The organism is Herminiimonas glaciei, from assembly GCF_042664955.1.
Lineage (GTDB): Bacteria > Pseudomonadota > Gammaproteobacteria > Burkholderiales > Burkholderiaceae_D > Oxalicibacterium > Oxalicibacterium glaciei.
In genome coordinates this window covers 661,639-679,140 of sequence record NZ_JBHTBU010000001.1, presented here as the reverse complement: position 1 = coordinate 679,140, position 17,502 = coordinate 661,639, and the positions used below count along the sequence as shown (strand labels likewise).

16 protein-coding genes are annotated in these 17,502 nt (G+C 56.0%); all 16 read right to left on the bottom strand.

Annotation, left to right across the window (positions count from 1 at the left end; all coding sequences use genetic code 11):
• Positions 1–54 precede the first annotated feature (54 nt).
• The 16 genes from ACFQPC_RS02960 to aroC all read right to left on the bottom strand — a co-directional run bounded on the left by ACFQPC_RS02960 (position 55) and on the right by aroC (position 17,443).
• Positions 55–543 (bottom strand): CvpA family protein, encoded by a 489-nt coding sequence (locus ACFQPC_RS02960; RefSeq protein ID WP_012080012.1) that lies wholly within the window; start codon positions 541–543, stop codon positions 55–57.
• A 41-nt stretch (positions 544–584) separates the two neighbouring features.
• Complete coding sequence (locus ACFQPC_RS02955) at positions 585–1,433, bottom strand: SPOR domain-containing protein (RefSeq protein WP_382270138.1); 849 nt, start codon at positions 1,431–1,433, stop codon at positions 585–587.
• 20 nt (positions 1,434–1,453) lie between these two features.
• Positions 1,454–2,752 carry a bifunctional tetrahydrofolate synthase/dihydrofolate synthase gene (gene folC, locus ACFQPC_RS02950; RefSeq protein WP_382270137.1) on the bottom strand — a complete coding sequence of 433 codons (1,299 nt, stop codon included), beginning with the start codon at positions 2,750–2,752 and terminating at the stop codon, positions 1,454–1,456.
• A 97-nt stretch (positions 2,753–2,849) separates the two neighbouring features.
• Positions 2,850–3,722: an acetyl-CoA carboxylase, carboxyltransferase subunit beta gene (accD, locus tag ACFQPC_RS02945; RefSeq protein ID WP_012080015.1), complete on the bottom strand. Its 873-nt coding sequence runs from the start codon at positions 3,720–3,722 to the stop codon at positions 2,850–2,852.
• Positions 3,723–3,828: 106 nt separating this feature from the next.
• Positions 3,829–4,626: a tryptophan synthase subunit alpha gene (gene trpA / locus ACFQPC_RS02940; protein WP_382270136.1), complete on the bottom strand. Its 798-nt coding sequence runs from the start codon at positions 4,624–4,626 to the stop codon at positions 3,829–3,831.
• Positions 4,627–4,722: 96 nt separating this feature from the next.
• Entirely contained in the window at positions 4,723–5,994 is a 1,272-nt protein-coding gene (gene trpB, locus ACFQPC_RS02935) for a tryptophan synthase subunit beta (RefSeq protein ID WP_382270135.1), read from the bottom strand.
• A gap of 14 nt (positions 5,995–6,008) precedes the next feature.
• Positions 6,009–6,695, bottom strand: coding sequence for a phosphoribosylanthranilate isomerase (locus ACFQPC_RS02930; RefSeq protein ID WP_382270134.1), 687 nt, complete (start codon positions 6,693–6,695; stop codon positions 6,009–6,011).
• 58 nt (positions 6,696–6,753) lie between these two features.
• A complete protein-coding gene (gene truA, locus ACFQPC_RS02925) occupies positions 6,754–7,569 on the bottom strand; it encodes a tRNA pseudouridine(38-40) synthase TruA (protein ID WP_382270133.1) in 816 nt (271 codons plus the stop codon).
• Between the two features lie 87 nt (positions 7,570–7,656).
• Positions 7,657–10,485, bottom strand: a complete 2,829-nt coding sequence (locus ACFQPC_RS02920) for a motility hub landmark protein FimV (RefSeq protein WP_382270132.1) — start codon at positions 10,483–10,485, stop codon at positions 7,657–7,659.
• Positions 10,486–10,704: 219 nt separating this feature from the next.
• Entirely contained in the window at positions 10,705–11,811 is a 1,107-nt protein-coding gene (asd, locus tag ACFQPC_RS02915; RefSeq protein WP_382271857.1) for an aspartate-semialdehyde dehydrogenase, read from the bottom strand.
• A gap of 86 nt (positions 11,812–11,897) precedes the next feature.
• Positions 11,898–12,968: a 3-isopropylmalate dehydrogenase gene (gene leuB / locus ACFQPC_RS02910; protein WP_012080022.1), complete on the bottom strand. Its 1,071-nt coding sequence runs from the start codon at positions 12,966–12,968 to the stop codon at positions 11,898–11,900.
• A 30-nt stretch (positions 12,969–12,998) separates the two neighbouring features.
• Entirely contained in the window at positions 12,999–13,646 is a 648-nt protein-coding gene (gene leuD / locus ACFQPC_RS02905; protein ID WP_382270131.1) for a 3-isopropylmalate dehydratase small subunit, read from the bottom strand.
• A 107-nt stretch (positions 13,647–13,753) separates the two neighbouring features.
• Positions 13,754–13,876, bottom strand: coding sequence for an entericidin A/B family lipoprotein (locus ACFQPC_RS02900; protein WP_012080024.1), 123 nt, complete (start codon positions 13,874–13,876; stop codon positions 13,754–13,756).
• A gap of 7 nt (positions 13,877–13,883) precedes the next feature.
• A complete protein-coding gene (gene leuC / locus ACFQPC_RS02895; protein WP_012080025.1) occupies positions 13,884–15,290 on the bottom strand; it encodes a 3-isopropylmalate dehydratase large subunit in 1,407 nt (468 codons plus the stop codon).
• A 171-nt stretch (positions 15,291–15,461) separates the two neighbouring features.
• The gene (locus ACFQPC_RS02890; protein WP_382271856.1) at positions 15,462–16,280 is read right to left on the bottom strand and encodes a M48 family metallopeptidase; all 819 of its coding nucleotides are present in this window, start codon (positions 16,278–16,280) and stop codon (positions 15,462–15,464) included.
• 65 nt (positions 16,281–16,345) lie between these two features.
• Positions 16,346–17,443 carry a chorismate synthase gene (gene aroC / locus ACFQPC_RS02885; protein ID WP_382270130.1) on the bottom strand — a complete coding sequence of 366 codons (1,098 nt, stop codon included), beginning with the start codon at positions 17,441–17,443 and terminating at the stop codon, positions 16,346–16,348.
• Positions 17,444–17,502 lie beyond the last annotated feature (59 nt).

Here is a 17,502-nt window from a genome sequence, read left to right as displayed (position 1 = left end):
GGACTCCTCAACTAAAGCAAAATTAAAACTAAGAATTATTTATATTATGGTGAATCAAAATTCTATGTGCTGCGCAAACTCGCCCGGCAGGAAAGGTTTGACCGTATGCGCGGCAGTTTCTGCCAGCGGGCTAAACAGTGCATTTTTCCAGAACGGCTGCTGCGGAATCGCCGTCATCCCGCATAGCAATACCGCCGCCAGCACAATCAGCAAACCACGCGCCAGACCGAACAAACCACCCAGACCGCGATCCGCCAGTGTCAGGCCGGAAGCCTTGATCACCGCATCCAGCGCCATCGTCAGCAAGCCCATCAGGATGCGCACACCGATGAACAATACGATGAAAGCCACGATCAGGCGTGCCGTCTTGCCCGGCACCATTTCCGGCAACCATTGTGCCAATGTTTCACCATAGGCATTGGCAACGAAAAATGCCACTATCCAGCTCAGCAGGGACAAAATTTCCTTCACCAGCCCGCGCAGGGTACTGATAACGACAGAGCAAATCAGTACGAATAAAACCAGATAATCAAAAATCGTCACAATCGGTCTGCTTATCGGTCTGCTTTATGCCTGACCGCGCATCAGCCCGGAACCGACTTGCCGGTCAAACCTATCTTGGTCAGCTTCGCGCGTGCTTTTTCGGCTTCTGCTTCATTGGCAAATGGGCCGACGCGAACCCGGATACGCTCACCCGATTCAGTCGCCACTTTTTGCGTATATGACTTCAAACCTGCTGCCTGCAGCTTTTTCTGCAATTCATTGACCTTGTCCTGTGATGCCAGTGCTGCGACCTGCAGTACGACCTTACCGGATGCGTGAGGAGTGGCGGATGCGACCGGCTTCCCTTCCAGGATAGCGCGGGCCCGGGCGGCATCGTCCGCCTTGCTTACGCTTGGAGCATGCGGCGTGGCTTTTGGTTCTGCGGCTTCAGGCTTGGCGCTAGCAACTGCGGGCTTTTTTTCCGCTTCGGCAGGTTTTGGCTCGGCTTTTACCGTTTCCTTCGGTGTTTCCTTGGGCGCGGCGACTGGGGCCGGTGCTTCCGGCTCAACGATCTCTTCCTCCGCGCTCAGTGAATTGCGCGCAGCACTCGTGTCGGCCTTGGCCACCAGGCCGGCCTTGGCTTGCGCTGCCGGCGCCGGGGTGTCTTTGGATGGAATCTGGATATCAATATCGTCGGGCAGCTGCCTAGGCTCGGAATCCAGGATCATCGGCAAACCGATAACCGCGGCCAAAACCAGTGCAATTGCGCCAACCAGGCGGCGGCGCGCACGTTTCTTTTCTGGCAAGACCGGATCAACCGGTTCCTCGCGTCTGTTGCCCTGCCTGCGTTTGCCGCGAGCCGGCTTTTCCTCATCAGCCTGCGAATAAAAATCGCTCTTGCCGACCGATGATTCCTGCTGATTTTTACGAAGAAACGAGAACAAGCCCATACGATGTAATGTGAAATTCGTCAGTGATGTTCGGAATTACGGAATTCCATGACGCCAGCAACTGTCAGGAACGATCCGAAAACCGCAATTCTATCATTCTCCCCCGCTCGGCTGAGTGCATTTGCAAAAGCTTCTGCAGGTGAGGCGAAGGTTTGTATGCTGCGTTCGCTGTCGCCGGCCGGCGGTACTTCGCCATAAGCAGAGATCAGCTTGTCCCTGATCTCTGCCGCACTGGCCGCACGCGGCAATGGCAGGTCGGTCACGCACCAGTGGTCGACACGACCTTTCAGGTGACTGATAACGCCGTCTATATCCTTGTCCTGCATCGCGCCGAACACCGCATAGGTGTATGGCGCAAAGTTCATATTGTCGAGGTTTTGCGCCAGTGTGGCTGCTGCATGCGGGTTATGCGCGACATCCAGGATGACCGTCGGTTGCCCTGGCAACACCTGAAAACGCCCCGGCAAATCGACCAAAGCCAGGCCGGTACGCACTTCCTGCGCACCTACCGGCAGGCGCAGGCGTAAAGCTTCCAGCGCGGCCAGTACGGATGAAGCGTTCAGTAACTGATTCGCACCGCGCAAACTCGGATAGCCGAGGGAATTGCGGCGGCGACCACGGCCGCTGAAATTCCATTGCTGCTTATCACCGGAATAATTGAAATCACGATTGAACAGCCATAGGTCAGCACCGATCTTCTCGGCATGTTCGACCAGTGACGCGGGCGGTACCGGATCACCGCAAATCGCGGTTTGCCCGGAACGGAAAATACCGGCCTTTTCAAAACCGATTTTTTCGCGGGTATCGCCCAGGTACTCGGTGTGATCAATATCGACACTGGTGACGATCGCAACGTCTGCATCCAGCACATTGACCGCATCCAGCCGGCCACCCAGGCCGACTTCAAAAATCACTGCATCCAGCTTTGCATCTGCAAACAATTGGATAGCTGCAAGCGTGGTGAATTCGAAATATGACAATGAAACATCACCGCGTATTGCCTCCAGCTTGTCAAAGGCCGCGATCAATTCCTGATCGGTACATGAAGCGCCGTTGACGCGCATACGCTCATTGAAGTGCAGCAAGTGCGGCGACGTGTACAAACCGACCCGATAGCCGGCACGCAACAGTATCGATTCCAGCATGGCACAGGTTGAACCCTTGCCATTGGTGCCGCCGACGATAATTACCGGACACGCGAACTGCACATCCATCGCCTGTTTGACCTCACGTACGCGATCCAGCCCCATATCGATGGCTTTCGGATGCAGCGCTTCGAGTCGGATCAGCCAGTCAGCGAGGGTCTTGGGATTTTCCATGCAAACTCGTCTTGTAGAGAACAGTATGTGAAGGCGGAAACGCAAATAAAAAGCCCGAACCGCATAAGGTTCGGGCTTTTTTGACTAAGCCGCGCAATCAGGCCAGGACTTCAGCCGCCTGGTTTTGCAACAAGGCCAGGATACGGGCGATTTCTTCGCGCATTTTGCGACGGTCAACAATCATGTCGACCGCACCTTTTTGCACCAGGAATTCAGCACGCTGGAAGCCTTCCGGCAGTTTTTCACGTACGGTGTTTTCAATCACGCGCGGACCGGCAAAACCGATCAGGGCTTTAGGTTCGGCAATCACCACGTCGCCCATGAAGGCAAAAGAAGCGGAAACACCGCCCATGGTCGGATCGGTCAGTACCGAAATGAATGGCAGTTTCTTTTCTGCCAACTTGGTCAGCATCGAAGTTGTTTTAGCCATTTGCATCAATGACAACAAACCTTCTTGCATACGTGCACCACCGGTAGCGGTGATGCAGATAAACGGTACTTTTTGTTCCAGTGCGGTTTGCGCGCCGCGGGCAAAGCGCTCACCGACCACGGAACCCATGGAACCACCCATGAATTCGAATTCAAAGCAGGCTACGACCACTGGCAGGCTCATGATGGAGCCGCCCAGCACGACCAGTGCATCAGTCTCGCCAGTCGCTTCCAGCGCCGATTTCAGGCGATCCGGGTATTTCTTGCTGTCTTTGAACTTGAGCGTATCGACCGGCAGGACTTCCTGGCCAATGTCGTAACGGCCACCGGCGTCGAGCAAGGCATCGAGGCGATCACGGGCACGGATGCGCATGTGGTGGTCGCATTTCGGGCAAACGTGGATATTCGATTCCAGATCCGTGCGGTACAGCACCGCTTCACAGGATGGGCATTTGACCCACAAACCTTCCGGGATGGATTTGCGTTGTGCCGCATCGGAACGTTGGATACGTGGGGGAAGTAACTTTTCTAGCCAACTCATCGTGACCTCTTTCAATTTGTACTGGCCGAATTGTACCGTTTGCACGGCAATTCGCCACAATTACGTGTTGGGCAGTATTTTACTTGCCTAACACGACATTTTCACCTTATTCGTCCAAAGCCTTGCGGATGCCGGCAATAAACGTTTGCACTCTTTCAACAGCTTGCTCGCGCGGGCTGTTTTCCAATTCCTGGATAATCCGGCTGCCGATGACCACAGCATCAGAAACCTGCGCCACCGCCCTGGCGGTCGCCGCATCGCGGATACCAAAACCGACACCGATAGGCAGCTTCACATATTTACGGATAGCCGCGATACGTTCCGCCACTTCCTTGGTATCGATATTGGCCGCGCCGGTCACGCCCTTGAGCGAGACATAGTAGCTGAAACCACTGCCGAATTTGGCGACCTGCTGGATGCGTTCTTCGGTCGAAGTCGGCGACAGCAGGAAGATAGGATCCATATCGTTTTCCTTCAGCGTGGCGGCAAATTCTTCGCACTCTTCCGGCGGGTAATCAACGACGATGGTGCCGTCCACCCCGGCGGCCTTGGCGGCCAGGATGAATTTGGTTTGTCCCATGCGTTCGATCGGATTGGCATAGCCCATCAGCACCACCGGGGTGCTGTTATTGGTTTTGCGGAATTCGCTGACGAAGCCGAGTACATCATGCATGCTCACGCCGAATGCCAATGCACGTTCGCAGGCGCGCTGGATGACCGGACCTTCCGCCATCGGATCGGAAAAAGGCACGCCCAGTTCGAGGATGTCGGCACCACCGGCAACCAATGCATGCATCAGCGGCACAGTCAGCTCAGGCGCTGGATCACCAGCAGTGATGAAAGGAATGAGGCCCTTTTTATTCTTTGCCGCCAAAGCGGCCAGGGTGGACTGAATTCTGGACATGATTTACTTTATAAATTTTCTGTACTGGATAGAGCCGTAGTTTTTACGCTCAGCATTCGAAGCACCGCTGCCGGCTGGCAGCGGTTACGCGCAGATTTAATCGAATTGCAAACCCATGCGTTGCGCTACCGTATGCATATCCTTGTCGCCGCGACCGGAAAGGTTGGCCAACACCACCTTATCTTTCGGCAAGGTCGCTGCCAGCTTGGCCGCATAACTCAACGCATGGCTGGATTCCAGCGCCGGGATGATGCCTTCGATATGGCAGCAATCGTGGAAAGCCTGCAAGGCTTCTTCATCGGTAATCGACACATATTGTGCACGGCCCGAGTCTTTCAGCCATGCATGCTCAGGGCCCACGCCCGGATAATCGAGGCCGGCGGACACCGAATGCGTTTCTATAATCTGGCCGTTTTCATCCTGCAGCAGATAAGTACGGTTGCCATGCAGGACACCCGGCGAACCGGCCGTCAATGAAGCTGAATGCTTACCGCTTTCCAGCCCCTCACCCGCCGCTTCGACGCCGACCAGTTGTACATTTTTGTGTTCGATATACGGATAGAAAATACCCATCGCGTTCGAGCCACCGCCGATACAGGCCACCACATAGTCAGGCTGGCGGCTGGTCATTTCCGGCATTTGTTCTATGCACTCATTACCAATCACCGACTGGAAGTCGCGCACCATCATCGGGTATGGATGCGGACCGGCTACGGTGCCGATGATGTAGAAGGTATTTTCAATATTCGTGACCCAGTCGCGCATCGCTTCATTCAGCGCATCCTTGAGTGTCTTGGAACCGGATTCGACCGGCACCACGGTCGCGCCCAGCAGCTTCATGCGGTAGACGTTTTGCGCCTGGCGCTTGACATCTTCACTGCCCATATAGACCACGCACTCCAGGCCGAAGCGGGCGCAAATCGTCGCGGTCGCCACGCCATGCTGGCCGGCACCGGTTTCCGCGATGATGCGCGGCTTGCCCATGCGCTTGGCGAGCAAGGCCTGGCCAATCACGTTATTGATTTTGTGCGCGCCGGTGTGATTCAGGTCTTCACGCTTGAAATAAATTTGCGCGCCGCCCATTTTTTCCGACCAGCGTTTGGCGTGGTAAATCGGGCTCGGACGACCGACGAAATGCTTCAGGTCGTAATGGAATTCGGCGAGGAAGGACGGATCCTTGCTGTAGTGTGCATACGCTTCCTTCAGCTCGGCCAGCGCGTGGCTCAGGGTTTCCGCCACGAAGCTGCCGCCGTAAGGACCGAAGTGGCCGCGTGCATCCGGCAGGTTGTATGGCGCAGTCTGGTGCAAGGCGCTTTCTGCAATTACTTGTCGCTCGGCAAAACTGCCCAGCGCGTCTAATTCTTTCATGGCTTTTCTCTTTGCTATTTTGTCTGGTCCGCGGCTGCTGCAACAGCGTCTGCTGTGCGTACCGCGGCAATGAAGGCGCGTATTTTGACGGCGTCCTTGATCCCCTTGTCCTGTTCGACGCCACTGCTGATGTCGACCGCATAGGGACTGACGCTCAGGACCGCGTCAGTCGCGTTTTGTACGCTCAAGCCACCACTTAAAACGACCCGAGGCGCGATGCTTTCTGGAATGAGAGACCAATCGAAGACCTTTCCGCCGCCACCATAGCCATCTACAAAGGCATCCAGCAACAAGCCGGTGAACAATGTGCTGGCAGCGCGATAATCAGACTCGTATTCTAACAAATCAACTGCCTGCATACCCTCTTTTACGCGAATTGCCCGTATGAAGGGGCGATTCACCGCTTGCGCGATGGCAGCACACTGTTCCGGCGTCTCGTCGCCATGGAATTGCAACATGGCAATAGGCGCCTGCGCGACGATCGCCTGTACTTCTTCCGGCGTCGCATTGACGAATAAACCGACCGGCGTAACGAAAGGCGGGATCTCCGCAATCAGGCGCCCCGCCGCTGCGGCAGCTATGTAACGCGGGCTCTTCGGATAGAACACAAAGCCCACCGCATCGGCACCGGCCGCCACCGCGCTTTGTACATCCTGCGGCCGCGTCAGGCCGCATATCTTGATTCGGGTGCGATGTGTCATGGTTTAGGTATTAACTCAAAATGGGACCTGCCTGCAGCGACAGGTTTACAGTTGTTGATCACGACCAGAGGAAATTCTGTACTTCCAGTTGCGGCAACTGCCACTTCGGATCGTAATCTATTTTCGCCAGGTACAAGCCGTCCGGCATGAAAGTCGGTGCCGCAAACTTGCGGTCACGCCCGTCCAGCAATTCCTTCAGCCACTCCGGCTGTTGCGCGCCATTGCCGACATAGATCAGCGAACCGACGATATTGCGCACCATATGATGCAGGAAGGCATTCGCATGCAGCGTGAACATAATCAGGTCGCCGCGCTGCTCTATCTTGATCGAATACATGCTTTTGACCGGCGATTTGGCCTGGCATTGCACCGAGCGGAAGGTCGAGAAATCATGTTCGCCAAGCAAGTGCTGCGCTGCTGCGCGCATGCGCGCCACATCCAGCTTGCGGAATACCCAGCCGGCTTTGCCCTCGAGCAGCGGTGAGCGCACCGGATTGTTGTACAGCACGTATTGGTACATGCGTGAACGTGCACTGAAACGCGCATGGAAATTATCCTGTTGCTCCGGATTGTGCGCGACTTCAGTGGCCCAGCGTACCGCAATCGAAGGCGGCAAAAAGGTATTCACGCCACGTACCCAGGACGACATATCGCGTTCCAGCGTGGTGTCGAAATGCACCACCTGCTCCAATCCGTGCACACCGGCATCGGTACGCCCGGCACAGACGGTGGAAACGGTTTGCAGCGTGAATTTACTCAGCGCGAGTTCCAGCCTGTCCTGCACGGTCAGGCCGTTCAGCTGTGTCTGCCACCCTTGCCACGGCGTGCCGTCATATTGCACGCCAAGCACGATGCGTTTGGATACCCCGTTCATAGTGAGAATTTACCGGAAAAATCGAAACTGAAAATGAAAACGGGCGCAAGCATAGCATTGCGCCCGTCAATATTGCTGATTATTGGCTCAGGAAAGCTTGCCCAGCAAGGCTTTGGCTTTTTCCGACTGTTCGCCGTTACCGCCTTTAACGACCTCTTCCAGCAACTCGCGTGCACCTTCGCGGTCACCGATTTCCTGATAGGCAATCGCCAGGTCCAGCTTGGTCGCCATTTCCGCATTGGCCGAATAGCTGGCTTCATCGCCCAGGCCATCCAGTTCCGGCAATGCTGTTTCCGCCTCGCCTGCGACTGCCGGTTTGTCTACCGGGTCCAGTTCGAGTGCGATGTCGGACAGGTCGAATTCAGGCAGGTTCGCCATCGGCTGGGTCGCGCTGAAGGCAGCCGCATCGTGTTCAGGGAAATCCAGTTCAATGTCGTCCGGCAGCAGGAAGTCAGGCGTCGCAGCAGGCGTATTTGCCGCAGGTACTGTCGGCGCACTTGCTTCCGAATCAAAAAATTGCAGCGTGTTGCCGGACTTGGCAGCAGGTGTCGCCGACTTATCGTCGAGGAAATCAAAATCAATGGCTGCGACATCGGCCGGGAATTCTGCCGGTACTGCGGCATCTTCTGCTGGCTTTTCGGCATCAGTCGTTTTTTCTATCCCGAGGCCTTCCAGATCGAAATCCAGGTCTTCCACTACCGCTTTCGGTTCAGCTTCCGGCGTGAAGGTCGGCTCTTCAGCCTCGACTTCGGAGTTATTGCTGGCGAAATATGCTGCGGTACCCAGGGCGGCAGCACCGGCCGCCACAGGTGCAATCCCGCGCAAGTCATCGAGTCCATCCAGCGGCTGCGTCGGTGCGGTCATCGCCGAAGCTTTCGCCGCCACGTCTTCCGGCACTGCGCCATTCGCATACAAAGGATTGCTCGGATCCAGGATCAGGCCCATGGTCGCAGCTTGCGCCCAGTCATCACCCTCGCCCTTGGTCATGCTATAGAGTTCAGTCGCCAGGATTTCAAACGAACGCACATCATTGCGGCTGGAATAAATTTCCAGCAATTTGACGCGTACCGCATGACGGTCCGGCTGGTTGCGCAGCGCTTCTTTAAGGATTTCTTCTGCCTGTGCATCGCGACCATAAGCGATATAGACATCGGCTTCGGCAATCGGGTCGACTTCATTCGTATCCAGCTGGCTGGCAGATGGTACGAAATTCGAGTTGAACACACTGTTGTTGGTATCCACGCTCTGGCCGCCGGTAGAACCGAACAGCGAGTTCGACTTCAGGCTGGAGTCCGTGATGATGCTGTCTTCAAACGATTTAGGTTGTTGCTTGCGACGACGTGAACTGTAGATACCCAAACCGGCCAACAAGGCCAGCAAGGCCGCAGCACCCGGCAGGAACATCGCATTGTCGGTCAAATCTTCGAAGAAGCCTGGTTGTGGCGGCGGTGGCGCAACGACGACAGGTTTCTTTGGTTTGGCGGCAACTGGTGCCGGTTCGGCAGGAGCCGGCGCAGCTTCAGCCGGTTTTGCATCGGTCGCCGGCGGTGTCGCTGTGGCAGCCGGTGTTTCCGCCGTCGCTGCAGGTGCCGCTTCCGGTGCTGGCGCCGCTGCCGGTGGTGTTGCAGCAGCAGGTGCAGCTACCGCTGCAGCAGCCGCAACTTCGGCTTGTTTCTGTTGTGCTGCCAAATCCTTGTTTTTGATTTCAAGGATTTTTTGCAATTCGTTGACGTTCTTTTCCAGTTCTTTAACGCGGGCATTGGCGTCGGCAATCGCCTTGTCCTTCGCAATCAGTTCTTCAGCTCCGGCCTGGTTTGCCAGCTTGTCCGAGCCGGTCGCCGCAGCGCCCGATTTGGACAACTTCAGCTTATCCTTGGCTTCTGCCGCCGCACCTGATTCATCCTGCACTTTTGCAGTAATTTTGCCGCCATCAGCCTGCTTCGCATCATCTGATTTCTTCGCTGCAGCATTTGCGACCTGGCCTGCCAGCTTGTTGCGATAAGCATTGAAATCTGCGGCTTGTGCAATGACGACGCCACGCGCTTCCGGTTGGGCCACGGCTTGTGCAGCATCTGCTTCCGGCACCGACAAAATCTGTCCTGCGCGCAGGCGATTCATGTTCTTGTCGATGAAGGCTTCCGGATTCGCACGATACAAAGCGACCAGCATTTGATCCAGCGATACGCCGCTTGGACGGTACTGATTGGCGATTTTGGCGAGGGTATCGCCTTTTTTGACCTGGTATTCATCGACCGGTGCCGCGGCAGCTTTTGGAGCAGGCGCTGCAGCAGCGACCGGTGCCGGCGCTACTGCACGCGGCTTGGCGGCTGCTGGTGGTGGATTTTCACGTACTGGCGCAGGTACCGGCGGAGTCGGCGCTGCCACTGGCGCGGCTGCAACTTCCGGACGACTTTCCACTACGCGTGCCGCTGGCGGCGCGGTAATCGCAATCGGTGCTACCTGTGCGGCCTGCGCGGAACGCATTTCCGGCGGATCCAGCAAGAAGGTGTATTCACGTACCAGGCGACCTTTGTTGCCGCCCAGTTCCAGCAGCATATCGACGAAAGGTTCGTTAATCGGCTGGGTCGAGGTAATGCGTACGATAGGCTGCCCACCACGTTGCTCTACTGCAAAGCGCAGCGAGAACAGGCTGGGATTGAAATCGATATTGGCCTGGCGGAACGCCTCGGCCGAAGCGAGTTTTGGTGACAGTGAAGCAAGTTCGTCCGGAGCGACCGACGTCAGTTCGATCTCTGCACGCAGCGGTTGGCCCAGCGACGACATGACAGTCAGTTTTCCCAGCCCCGCTGCATAAGCATTGGATAACACGAACGCGGAAATGACTGCCGCGCTTAGTGTCTTTAGTTTCAAAGAGGAAAAAGTAGAACCAGGATTTGACTGCATTTTGAGTGGCATGGAGAGTATTCCGTTGGCGTTCGTCGGGGACCACAAACAACGCTTGCATATCGTTTTTTTAAGAACTTTCACCATAGCATCATGGACTTACACGCGCAAGCGCAACCATCTTGGCAACTAATTTAAAACCCGCCAAGCACCCATTTAACAAGGTGATTTGGCGGGTTTATGTTGCGATCTGACAACGATAATGACAGACCGAATGGCTTACCAGGCTGATTACTTGCCCAGAATGATGCGCAGCATGCGACGCAGCGGTTCTGCCGCGCCCCACAGCAATTGATCGCCGATGACGAAAGCCGAGATGTATTCAGGGCCCTGGTTCAGCTTGCGCACGCGGCCGACGCCGATTTCCAGACCACCGGTGATAGCGGCAGGTGTCAACTCCTGGACCGTCACCGCACGTTCGTTCGGTACCCATTTGACCCATGGATTGGCGGAACGGATGATGGTTTCGATTTCAGCCAAAGGCAGGTCGCGCTTGAGCTTGATCGTCAATGCCAGGCTATGGCAACGCATGGCGCCGATACGCACGCACAAACCGTCGACCGGGATGACCTGGGTATTGCCAAGGATCTTGTTGACCTCAGCCTGGCCCTTCCACTCTTCCTTCGACTGGCCGTTTTCCAGTTGTGCGTCGATCCATGGGATCAGGCCGCCAGCCAGTGGTGCGCCAAAGAATTCGGTAGGCACGTCCTTGCGAATCGCTTCCGCCACCTTGCGATCGATATCGAGGATGGCCGACGATGGCGTAGCCAGTTCATTGGCCACCGCACCGTGCACCACGCCCATGCCGCTCAGCAGTTCGCGCATGTGGTTGGCACCACCGCCCGAAGCCGCCTGGTAAGTCATCGAGCTGACCCATTCAACCAGTCCTTCCTTGAACAAACCGCCGACACCCATCAACAGGATGGAGTTGGTGCAATTGCCGCCGATGTAGTTTTTCACGCCACGATTCAGCGCATCCTTGATCACGTTCTGGTTGACCGGATCCAGCACGATGACGGCATCGTCTTTCATGCGCAGCGTCGACGCTGCATCGATCCAGTAACCGTCCCAGCCGGCTGCACGCAATTGCGGGAAAATCTCGGTGGTGTAGTCACCGCCCTGGCAAGTAATGATGATGTCGCATTTCTTCAATGCTTCCAGGTCGTTGGCGTCTTGCAGGGTGGTTTCCTTCTTCGCAATCGCAGGCGCTTTACCACCCTTGTTTGAGGTCGAAAAGAATACAGCTTCGATGTGGTCGAAATCGCCCTCTTCCTGCATGCGTTGCATCAAGACCGATCCGACCATCCCACGCCATCCGACTAAGCCAACAACTTTCATCATCATTTCCTTCGTTCAGGGCACTTGCAGCCACCCTATTTATCAATTGATATGCGGCTTATAGCCTGCTGCCGCTCTTATTTACATCAAGCCAATGCTTTGACTACCGCATCGCCCATCTGCGTGGTGCTGACCTTGGTAGTGCCTGCCTCAAAAATATCGACAGTACGCAAACCTTGTTTCAACACCGATTTGACCGCTGTTTCAATACGGTCAGCCTGCTCCGTTTTGCCCAGCGAGTAACGCAGCATCATGGCCAGCGACAGGATTTGCGCCAATGGGTTGGCGATGTCTTTACCGGCGATGTCAGGTGCGGAACCGTGCGATGGCTCGTACAGACCCTTATTGTTGGCATCCAGCGAAGCCGACGGCAACATACCGATCGAACCGGTCAGCATTGCAGCGGCATCCGACAGGATGTCGCCGAACATATTGCCGGTAACCACAACGTCGAATTCCTTCGGTGCGCGGACCAATTGCATCGCCGCGTTATCGACATACATGTGGTCGAGTTTGACGTCCTGGTATTCCTTGTGCACGTCGGTGACGATGTCGCGCCAGAACTGGAAAGTTTCCAGTACGTTGGCTTTATCGACACTGGTCAGGCGCTTGCCGCGTTTTTGCGCAGCCTGGAAAGCCACGTGCGCAATGCGACGGATTTCAGGTTCGGTGTAACGCATGGTATCGAAACCTTCGCGTTCACCCTTGAACGGACCGTCCGGTGCAGCACGCACACCGCGTGGCTGGCCGAAATAAATATCACCTGTCAATTCGCGCACGATCATGATGTCGAGGCCGGAGACGATTTCCGGTTTCAACGATGATGCACCTGCCAGTTCCGGATACAGGATCGCAGGACGGAAGTTGGCGAACAAACCCAGGTGCTTGCGCAGGCCGAGGATTGCCTGTTCCGGACGCAGCGAACGTTCCAGTGTGTCGTATTTGAAATCACCGACTGCACCGAACAGGATGGCGTCAGCTTCTTTTGCAACCTTCAATGTCGATTCAGGCAAGGGATGGCCTTGCGCTGCATATGCTGCGCCGCCTACCGGTACTGTTTCGGTTTCAAACTTTTCACCCAAGGCATTCATCACCTTGACTGCCTGATTCATGATTTCCGGACCAATGCCGTCGCCCGGCAGGATTGCAATTTTCATTTGATAACTTCGAGAAGGATTAAAAAAGGATTAAATCGTGTTCGACAACCATGGTTGCGCTGCCAGGTGGCGTTCTTCGAACGCGCGTATCTTGTCCGCCTTTTGCAAGGTCAGGCCGATATCGTCAAAACCGTTGAGCAGGCAATATTTGCGGAAAGCGTCGATTTCAAACGGATAGCTCACGCTGCCGTTGCTGGTACCTATGACCTGTTTTTCCAGATCGATGACCAGGTGGAAGCCGGGGAAAGCCTTGACTTCATTGAACAGGTGATCAACTTGCGCTTCGCTCAGGGCGACCGGCAACAAACCGTTTTTATAGCAGTTGTTGAAGAAGATATCGGCGAAGCTGGGCGCGACGATGGCGCGGAAGCCGTACTGGCTCAATGCCCACGGCGCATGCTCACGCGACGAACCGCAACCGAAATTTTTGCGCGCCAGCAAAATCGACGCACCTTGATAACGCGGCTGGTTCAGCACGAAATCAGGATTCAATGGGCGATTGGAATTGTCCTTGCCCGGCTCACCCTGATCCAGATAGCGCCATTCATCGAACAGGTTGGGACCGAAGCCGGTACGTTTGATCGATTTCAGGAACTGCTTTGGAATGATGGCGTCGGTATCGACGTTTGCACGGTCGAGCGGTGCAACCAGGCCATTGAGAATAGTAAATTTATCCATGCTATCCAACTATTAGTACGTGCTGCAGTGATTGTGCTGCAGCGCCGATTTCTCATGTTTATCGGATCGGTGACAGGCACCGGCATCCGACTCGTTTTGCCAGGGGCTTACTTGCCCTGCACTTTTTCACCGAGGCGTTCCACATCGCGACCAAAGCCATGCACGGTATTGCAGGCGGCCAGCGATGAGACAGCGGCGATCAGCAGGAAGAAGGAAACAGTTTTCTTCATGCCGGCCTCAGTGTTTCAATGCACGCACATCGACGAAATGACCCTCGATCCCGGCCGCCGCCGCCATCGCAGGGCTCACCAGATGGGTACGGCCACCCGCGCCCTGACGGCCTTCGAAGTTGCGGTTCGAAGTCGAAGCACAACGCTCACCCGGCTCCAGGCGATCAGCATTCATTGCCAGGCACATCGAGCAACCCGGCTCACGCCATTCAAAGCCGGCCGCCTTGAAAATCTTGTCCAGGCCTTCGCGTTCAGCCTGCTCTTTCACCAGGCCGGAACCCGGCACCACCATCGCCAGCTTCACATTCGATGCGCGATATTTGCCGCGTACGACGGCAGCAGCAGCGCGCAAATCCTCGATACGTGAATTGGTGCAGGAGCCGATGAAGACTTTGTCGATACGGATATCGGTAATCGGTGTATTTGGTTTGAGCGCCATGTAAATCAGCGCTTTTTCCATACCGTCACGCTTGGTTGGATCTTTTTCCTTGTCCGGATCAGGCACACGGCCATCGACCGCCACCACCATCTCGGGCGAAGTGCCCCAACTGACTTGCGGCTTGATTTCAGCGGCGTTCAGGGTCACGACCAGGTCGAACTTGGCACCGGCATCGGAATGCAGCGTGCGCCAGTATTCGACCGCGCGATCCCAGTGCGGACCGACCGGCGACAAAGGACGGCCTTTGACGTAATTGATAGTGATATCGTCGACCGCAACCATACCGGCGCGTGCGCCTGCTTCGATCGCCATATTGCAGATGGTCATGCGACCTTCCATCGACAGCGAGCGTATGGTCGAACCGGCAAATTCAATCGCATAGCCGGTACCGCCTGCGGTACCGATCTTGCCGATTACAGCCAGGACGATATCTTTTGCGGTGACGCCGTCCGGCAAGGCGCCGTCGACTTGTACCAGCATTGCTTTCGACTTCTGTGCCAGCAAGGTTTGCGTGGCCAGCACGTGCTCCACTTCGGAGGTACCGATACCATGCGCGAGGCAGCCGAAGGCGCCATGCGTGGAAGTATGGGAATCGCCGCAAACGACGGTCATGCCCGGCAGCGTCGCACCCTGTTCAGGTCCGATCACGTGCACGATGCCCTGGCGCTTGTCGCGCATGCTGAAGTAGGTCAGGCCATATTCATGTGCATTGCCGTCCAGTGTTTCCACTTGCAGGCGCGATGTCGGATCAGCGATACCGTTTGCACGGTCGGTGGTCGGCACATTATGGTCAGCCACCATCAGGTTGGCCGAGACGCGCCATGGGCGACGGCCGGCCAGCTTCAAGCCTTCAAAAGCCTGGGGGCTGGTGACTTCATGCAGCAAATGGCGATCAATGTAGAGCACAGTGGTGCCATCGTCGCCGGTTTCGACGACGTGCGATTGCCAAAGTTTATCGTAGAGCGTTTGAGCCATGTTTCGTCTGTAAAAGTAAGTCCGCGAAGACTGATTAGATAGCTCTCGATTATGCCATATTTGCGCCGTTTCATTGCAGGAAGCGGCGTTGCGCGGCAACAGGAATGCCGGCTATCTGACTAAAAAGATGCGGCTGACGGCCCGAAATACAATATCTTGCCGTCTTGACACTTACTTCTTCGCTTGTTGATAAAGCGGCATGACGCGGTCGGAATACACGGTCAGGTCGCTGATACGCGCCGAGCCGGACGGATGGGTGGACAGGAAAGCCGGGGTGGAATTGCTGGAAACCTTGCCCATTTTTTGCCATAAGGTGACTGCGGCACGCGGGTCATAACCGGCACGCGCTGCCAGCTCGACGCCGATACGGTCGGCTTCGGTTTCATGGCTGCGCGAGTTCGGCAGCCCTATCAAGCCCATATAGGCGAATTCCGCCCCCTGCTGGCCGAGACCACCGACGCCGAGCAAGGCTGACCCGATTGAAATAAAGCTGCCGGCGACTTTTTGCTCCGACGCCCGCTCACGCGCATGTTCACGCAAGGCATGGGCAATCTCGTGTCCGATGACAGCTGCCAACTCATCGTCTGTCACATTCAGTTTTTCTATCAAACCGGTATAGACCGCGATTTTGCCGCCGGGCATACACCAGGCATTCACTTCGTTTGAAGTCAGTACATTGACTTCCCAGCGCCAGTTGCGCGCGTCCGGGCGAAACACGCCGGTCTGCGCGATCAGGCGATTCGAAATGGTACGTACACGTTCAACTTGCGCCGGAGTACGGTTCAAATTGCCCTTTTGCTTCTCTTCCGCCAGCAGTTCGCTGTATTGCTTATTGGCGGCCTGGTCCAGCTCCTGCGCCGAAATCATCATCCTTTGCTGGCGATCCACGCCAACCGCCCCGCCCTGCGTGGTTTGCACCGTTTCGCAGGCGGACAGCAGCAATGCGACCGCAGCAATCGCTATCGACGACAGAAAAGAATGCCGCTTCATTGCTTTCATTTCCCCTCCATCAAGAATGATTGCGCGCAAGGCGCCGGACAATAAACACTGAACAATTAACGGCTGCCCGGAATTGGTGGCGGCGTCACGACAACGTCGCCGCACTGCGCGCGATGACGCAAGGCGTGATCCATCAACACCAGCGCCAGCATCGATTCTGCAATCGGTGTGGCCCGGATGCCGACGCAAGGATCATGGCGCCCCAGGGTTTCCACCATCACCGGATTACCGGCCTTGTCGATCGAATGGCGTGCGGTACGGATACTGGAAGTCGGCTTGATCGCAATCGAAGCCGTGATGTCCTGGCCGGTAGAGATACCGCCGAGGATGCCGCCTGAATGATTGGTGGCAAAACCTTCCGGCGTCAGCTCATCGCCGTGCTCGGTACCTTTTTGCGCTACTGATTTGAAACCGGCACCTATTTCCACACCCTTCACTGCATTGATACCCATCAGGGCAAATGCAATTTCCGCATCCAGCTTGTCGTAAATCGGCTCGCCCAGGCCAACCGGTACGTTTTCGGCGACGACGTCGATACGTGCACCGCAGGAATCGCCGTTTTTACGCAAGTCATCCATATACGCTTCCAGCTGCGGCAGGATGCTCGCATTGGCGGAAAAGAAAGGGTTCTCGGTGACGTGACGCCAATCTTCAAACGGGATCTCGATATCACCCAATTGGCTCATGCAGCCTTTGAAGGTAGTGCCGTATTTTTCAAACAACCACTTCTTCGCAATCGCACCGGCACCGACTACCGGCGCAGTCAGGCGTGCTGACGAGCGGCCGCCGCCGCGCGGATCGCGGATACCGTACTTATGCCAATACGTGTAATCCGCATGGCCCGGACGGAAGGTTTCGGTAATATTGCCGTAGTCCTTGCTGCGCTGGTCTTCATTGCGGATCAGCAGGGCAATCGGCGTCCCCGTGGTTTTGCCCTGGTACACGCCGGACAGGATTTCAACAGTGTCGGACTCCTGCCGCTGCGTCACATGGCGCGAAGTACCCGGCTTGCGGCGGTCCAATTCGGGCTGAATGTCAACTTCTGACAACACCATGCCCGGGGGGCAACCGTCGATTACGCAGCCTATGGCCGGACCGTGGGATTCGCCGAAAGTGGTGACAGTAAAGAGTGTTCCAAAAGTATTGCCGGACATGATAATTGGTTATGAGCTAAATAAAGTAGTCATTCTACCAGTGGACAGAAAACAATTAG

Excerpts from the sequence above, each read along its gene's own strand:
- truA (WP_382270133.1), bottom strand. The coding sequence starts at position 7,569 with ATGAACGGGGTATCCAAACGCATCGTGCTTGGCGTGCAATATGACGGC.
- leuD (WP_382270131.1), bottom strand. The coding sequence starts at position 13,646 with ATGGATAAATTTACTATTCTCAATGGCCTGGTTGCACCGCTCGACCGT.
- leuB (WP_012080022.1), bottom strand. The coding sequence starts at position 12,968 with ATGAAAATTGCAATCCTGCCGGGCGACGGCATTGGTCCGGAAATCATG.
- trpA (WP_382270136.1), bottom strand. The coding sequence starts at position 4,626 with ATGTCCAGAATTCAGTCCACCCTGGCCGCTTTGGCGGCAAAGAATAAA.
- ACFQPC_RS02890 (WP_382271856.1), bottom strand. The coding sequence starts at position 16,280 with ATGAAGCGGCATTCTTTTCTGTCGTCGATAGCGATTGCTGCGGTCGCA.
- aroC (WP_382270130.1), bottom strand. The coding sequence starts at position 17,443 with ATGTCCGGCAATACTTTTGGAACACTCTTTACTGTCACCACTTTCGGC.
- ACFQPC_RS02900 (WP_012080024.1), bottom strand. The coding sequence starts at position 13,876 with ATGAAGAAAACTGTTTCCTTCTTCCTGCTGATCGCCGCTGTCTCATCG.
- leuC (WP_012080025.1), bottom strand. The coding sequence starts at position 15,290 with ATGGCTCAAACGCTCTACGATAAACTTTGGCAATCGCACGTCGTCGAA.
- ACFQPC_RS02920 (WP_382270132.1), bottom strand. The coding sequence starts at position 10,485 with ATGCCACTCAAAATGCAGTCAAATCCTGGTTCTACTTTTTCCTCTTTG.
- ACFQPC_RS02955 (WP_382270138.1), bottom strand. The coding sequence starts at position 1,433 with ATGGGCTTGTTCTCGTTTCTTCGTAAAAATCAGCAGGAATCATCGGTC.
- trpB (WP_382270135.1), bottom strand. The coding sequence starts at position 5,994 with ATGAAAGAATTAGACGCGCTGGGCAGTTTTGCCGAGCGACAAGTAATT.
- ACFQPC_RS02930 (WP_382270134.1), bottom strand. The coding sequence starts at position 6,695 with ATGACACATCGCACCCGAATCAAGATATGCGGCCTGACGCGGCCGCAG.
- accD (WP_012080015.1), bottom strand. The coding sequence starts at position 3,722 with ATGAGTTGGCTAGAAAAGTTACTTCCCCCACGTATCCAACGTTCCGAT.
- folC (WP_382270137.1), bottom strand. The coding sequence starts at position 2,752 with ATGGAAAATCCCAAGACCCTCGCTGACTGGCTGATCCGACTCGAAGCG.
- asd (WP_382271857.1), bottom strand. The coding sequence starts at position 11,811 with ATGAAAGTTGTTGGCTTAGTCGGATGGCGTGGGATGGTCGGATCGGTC.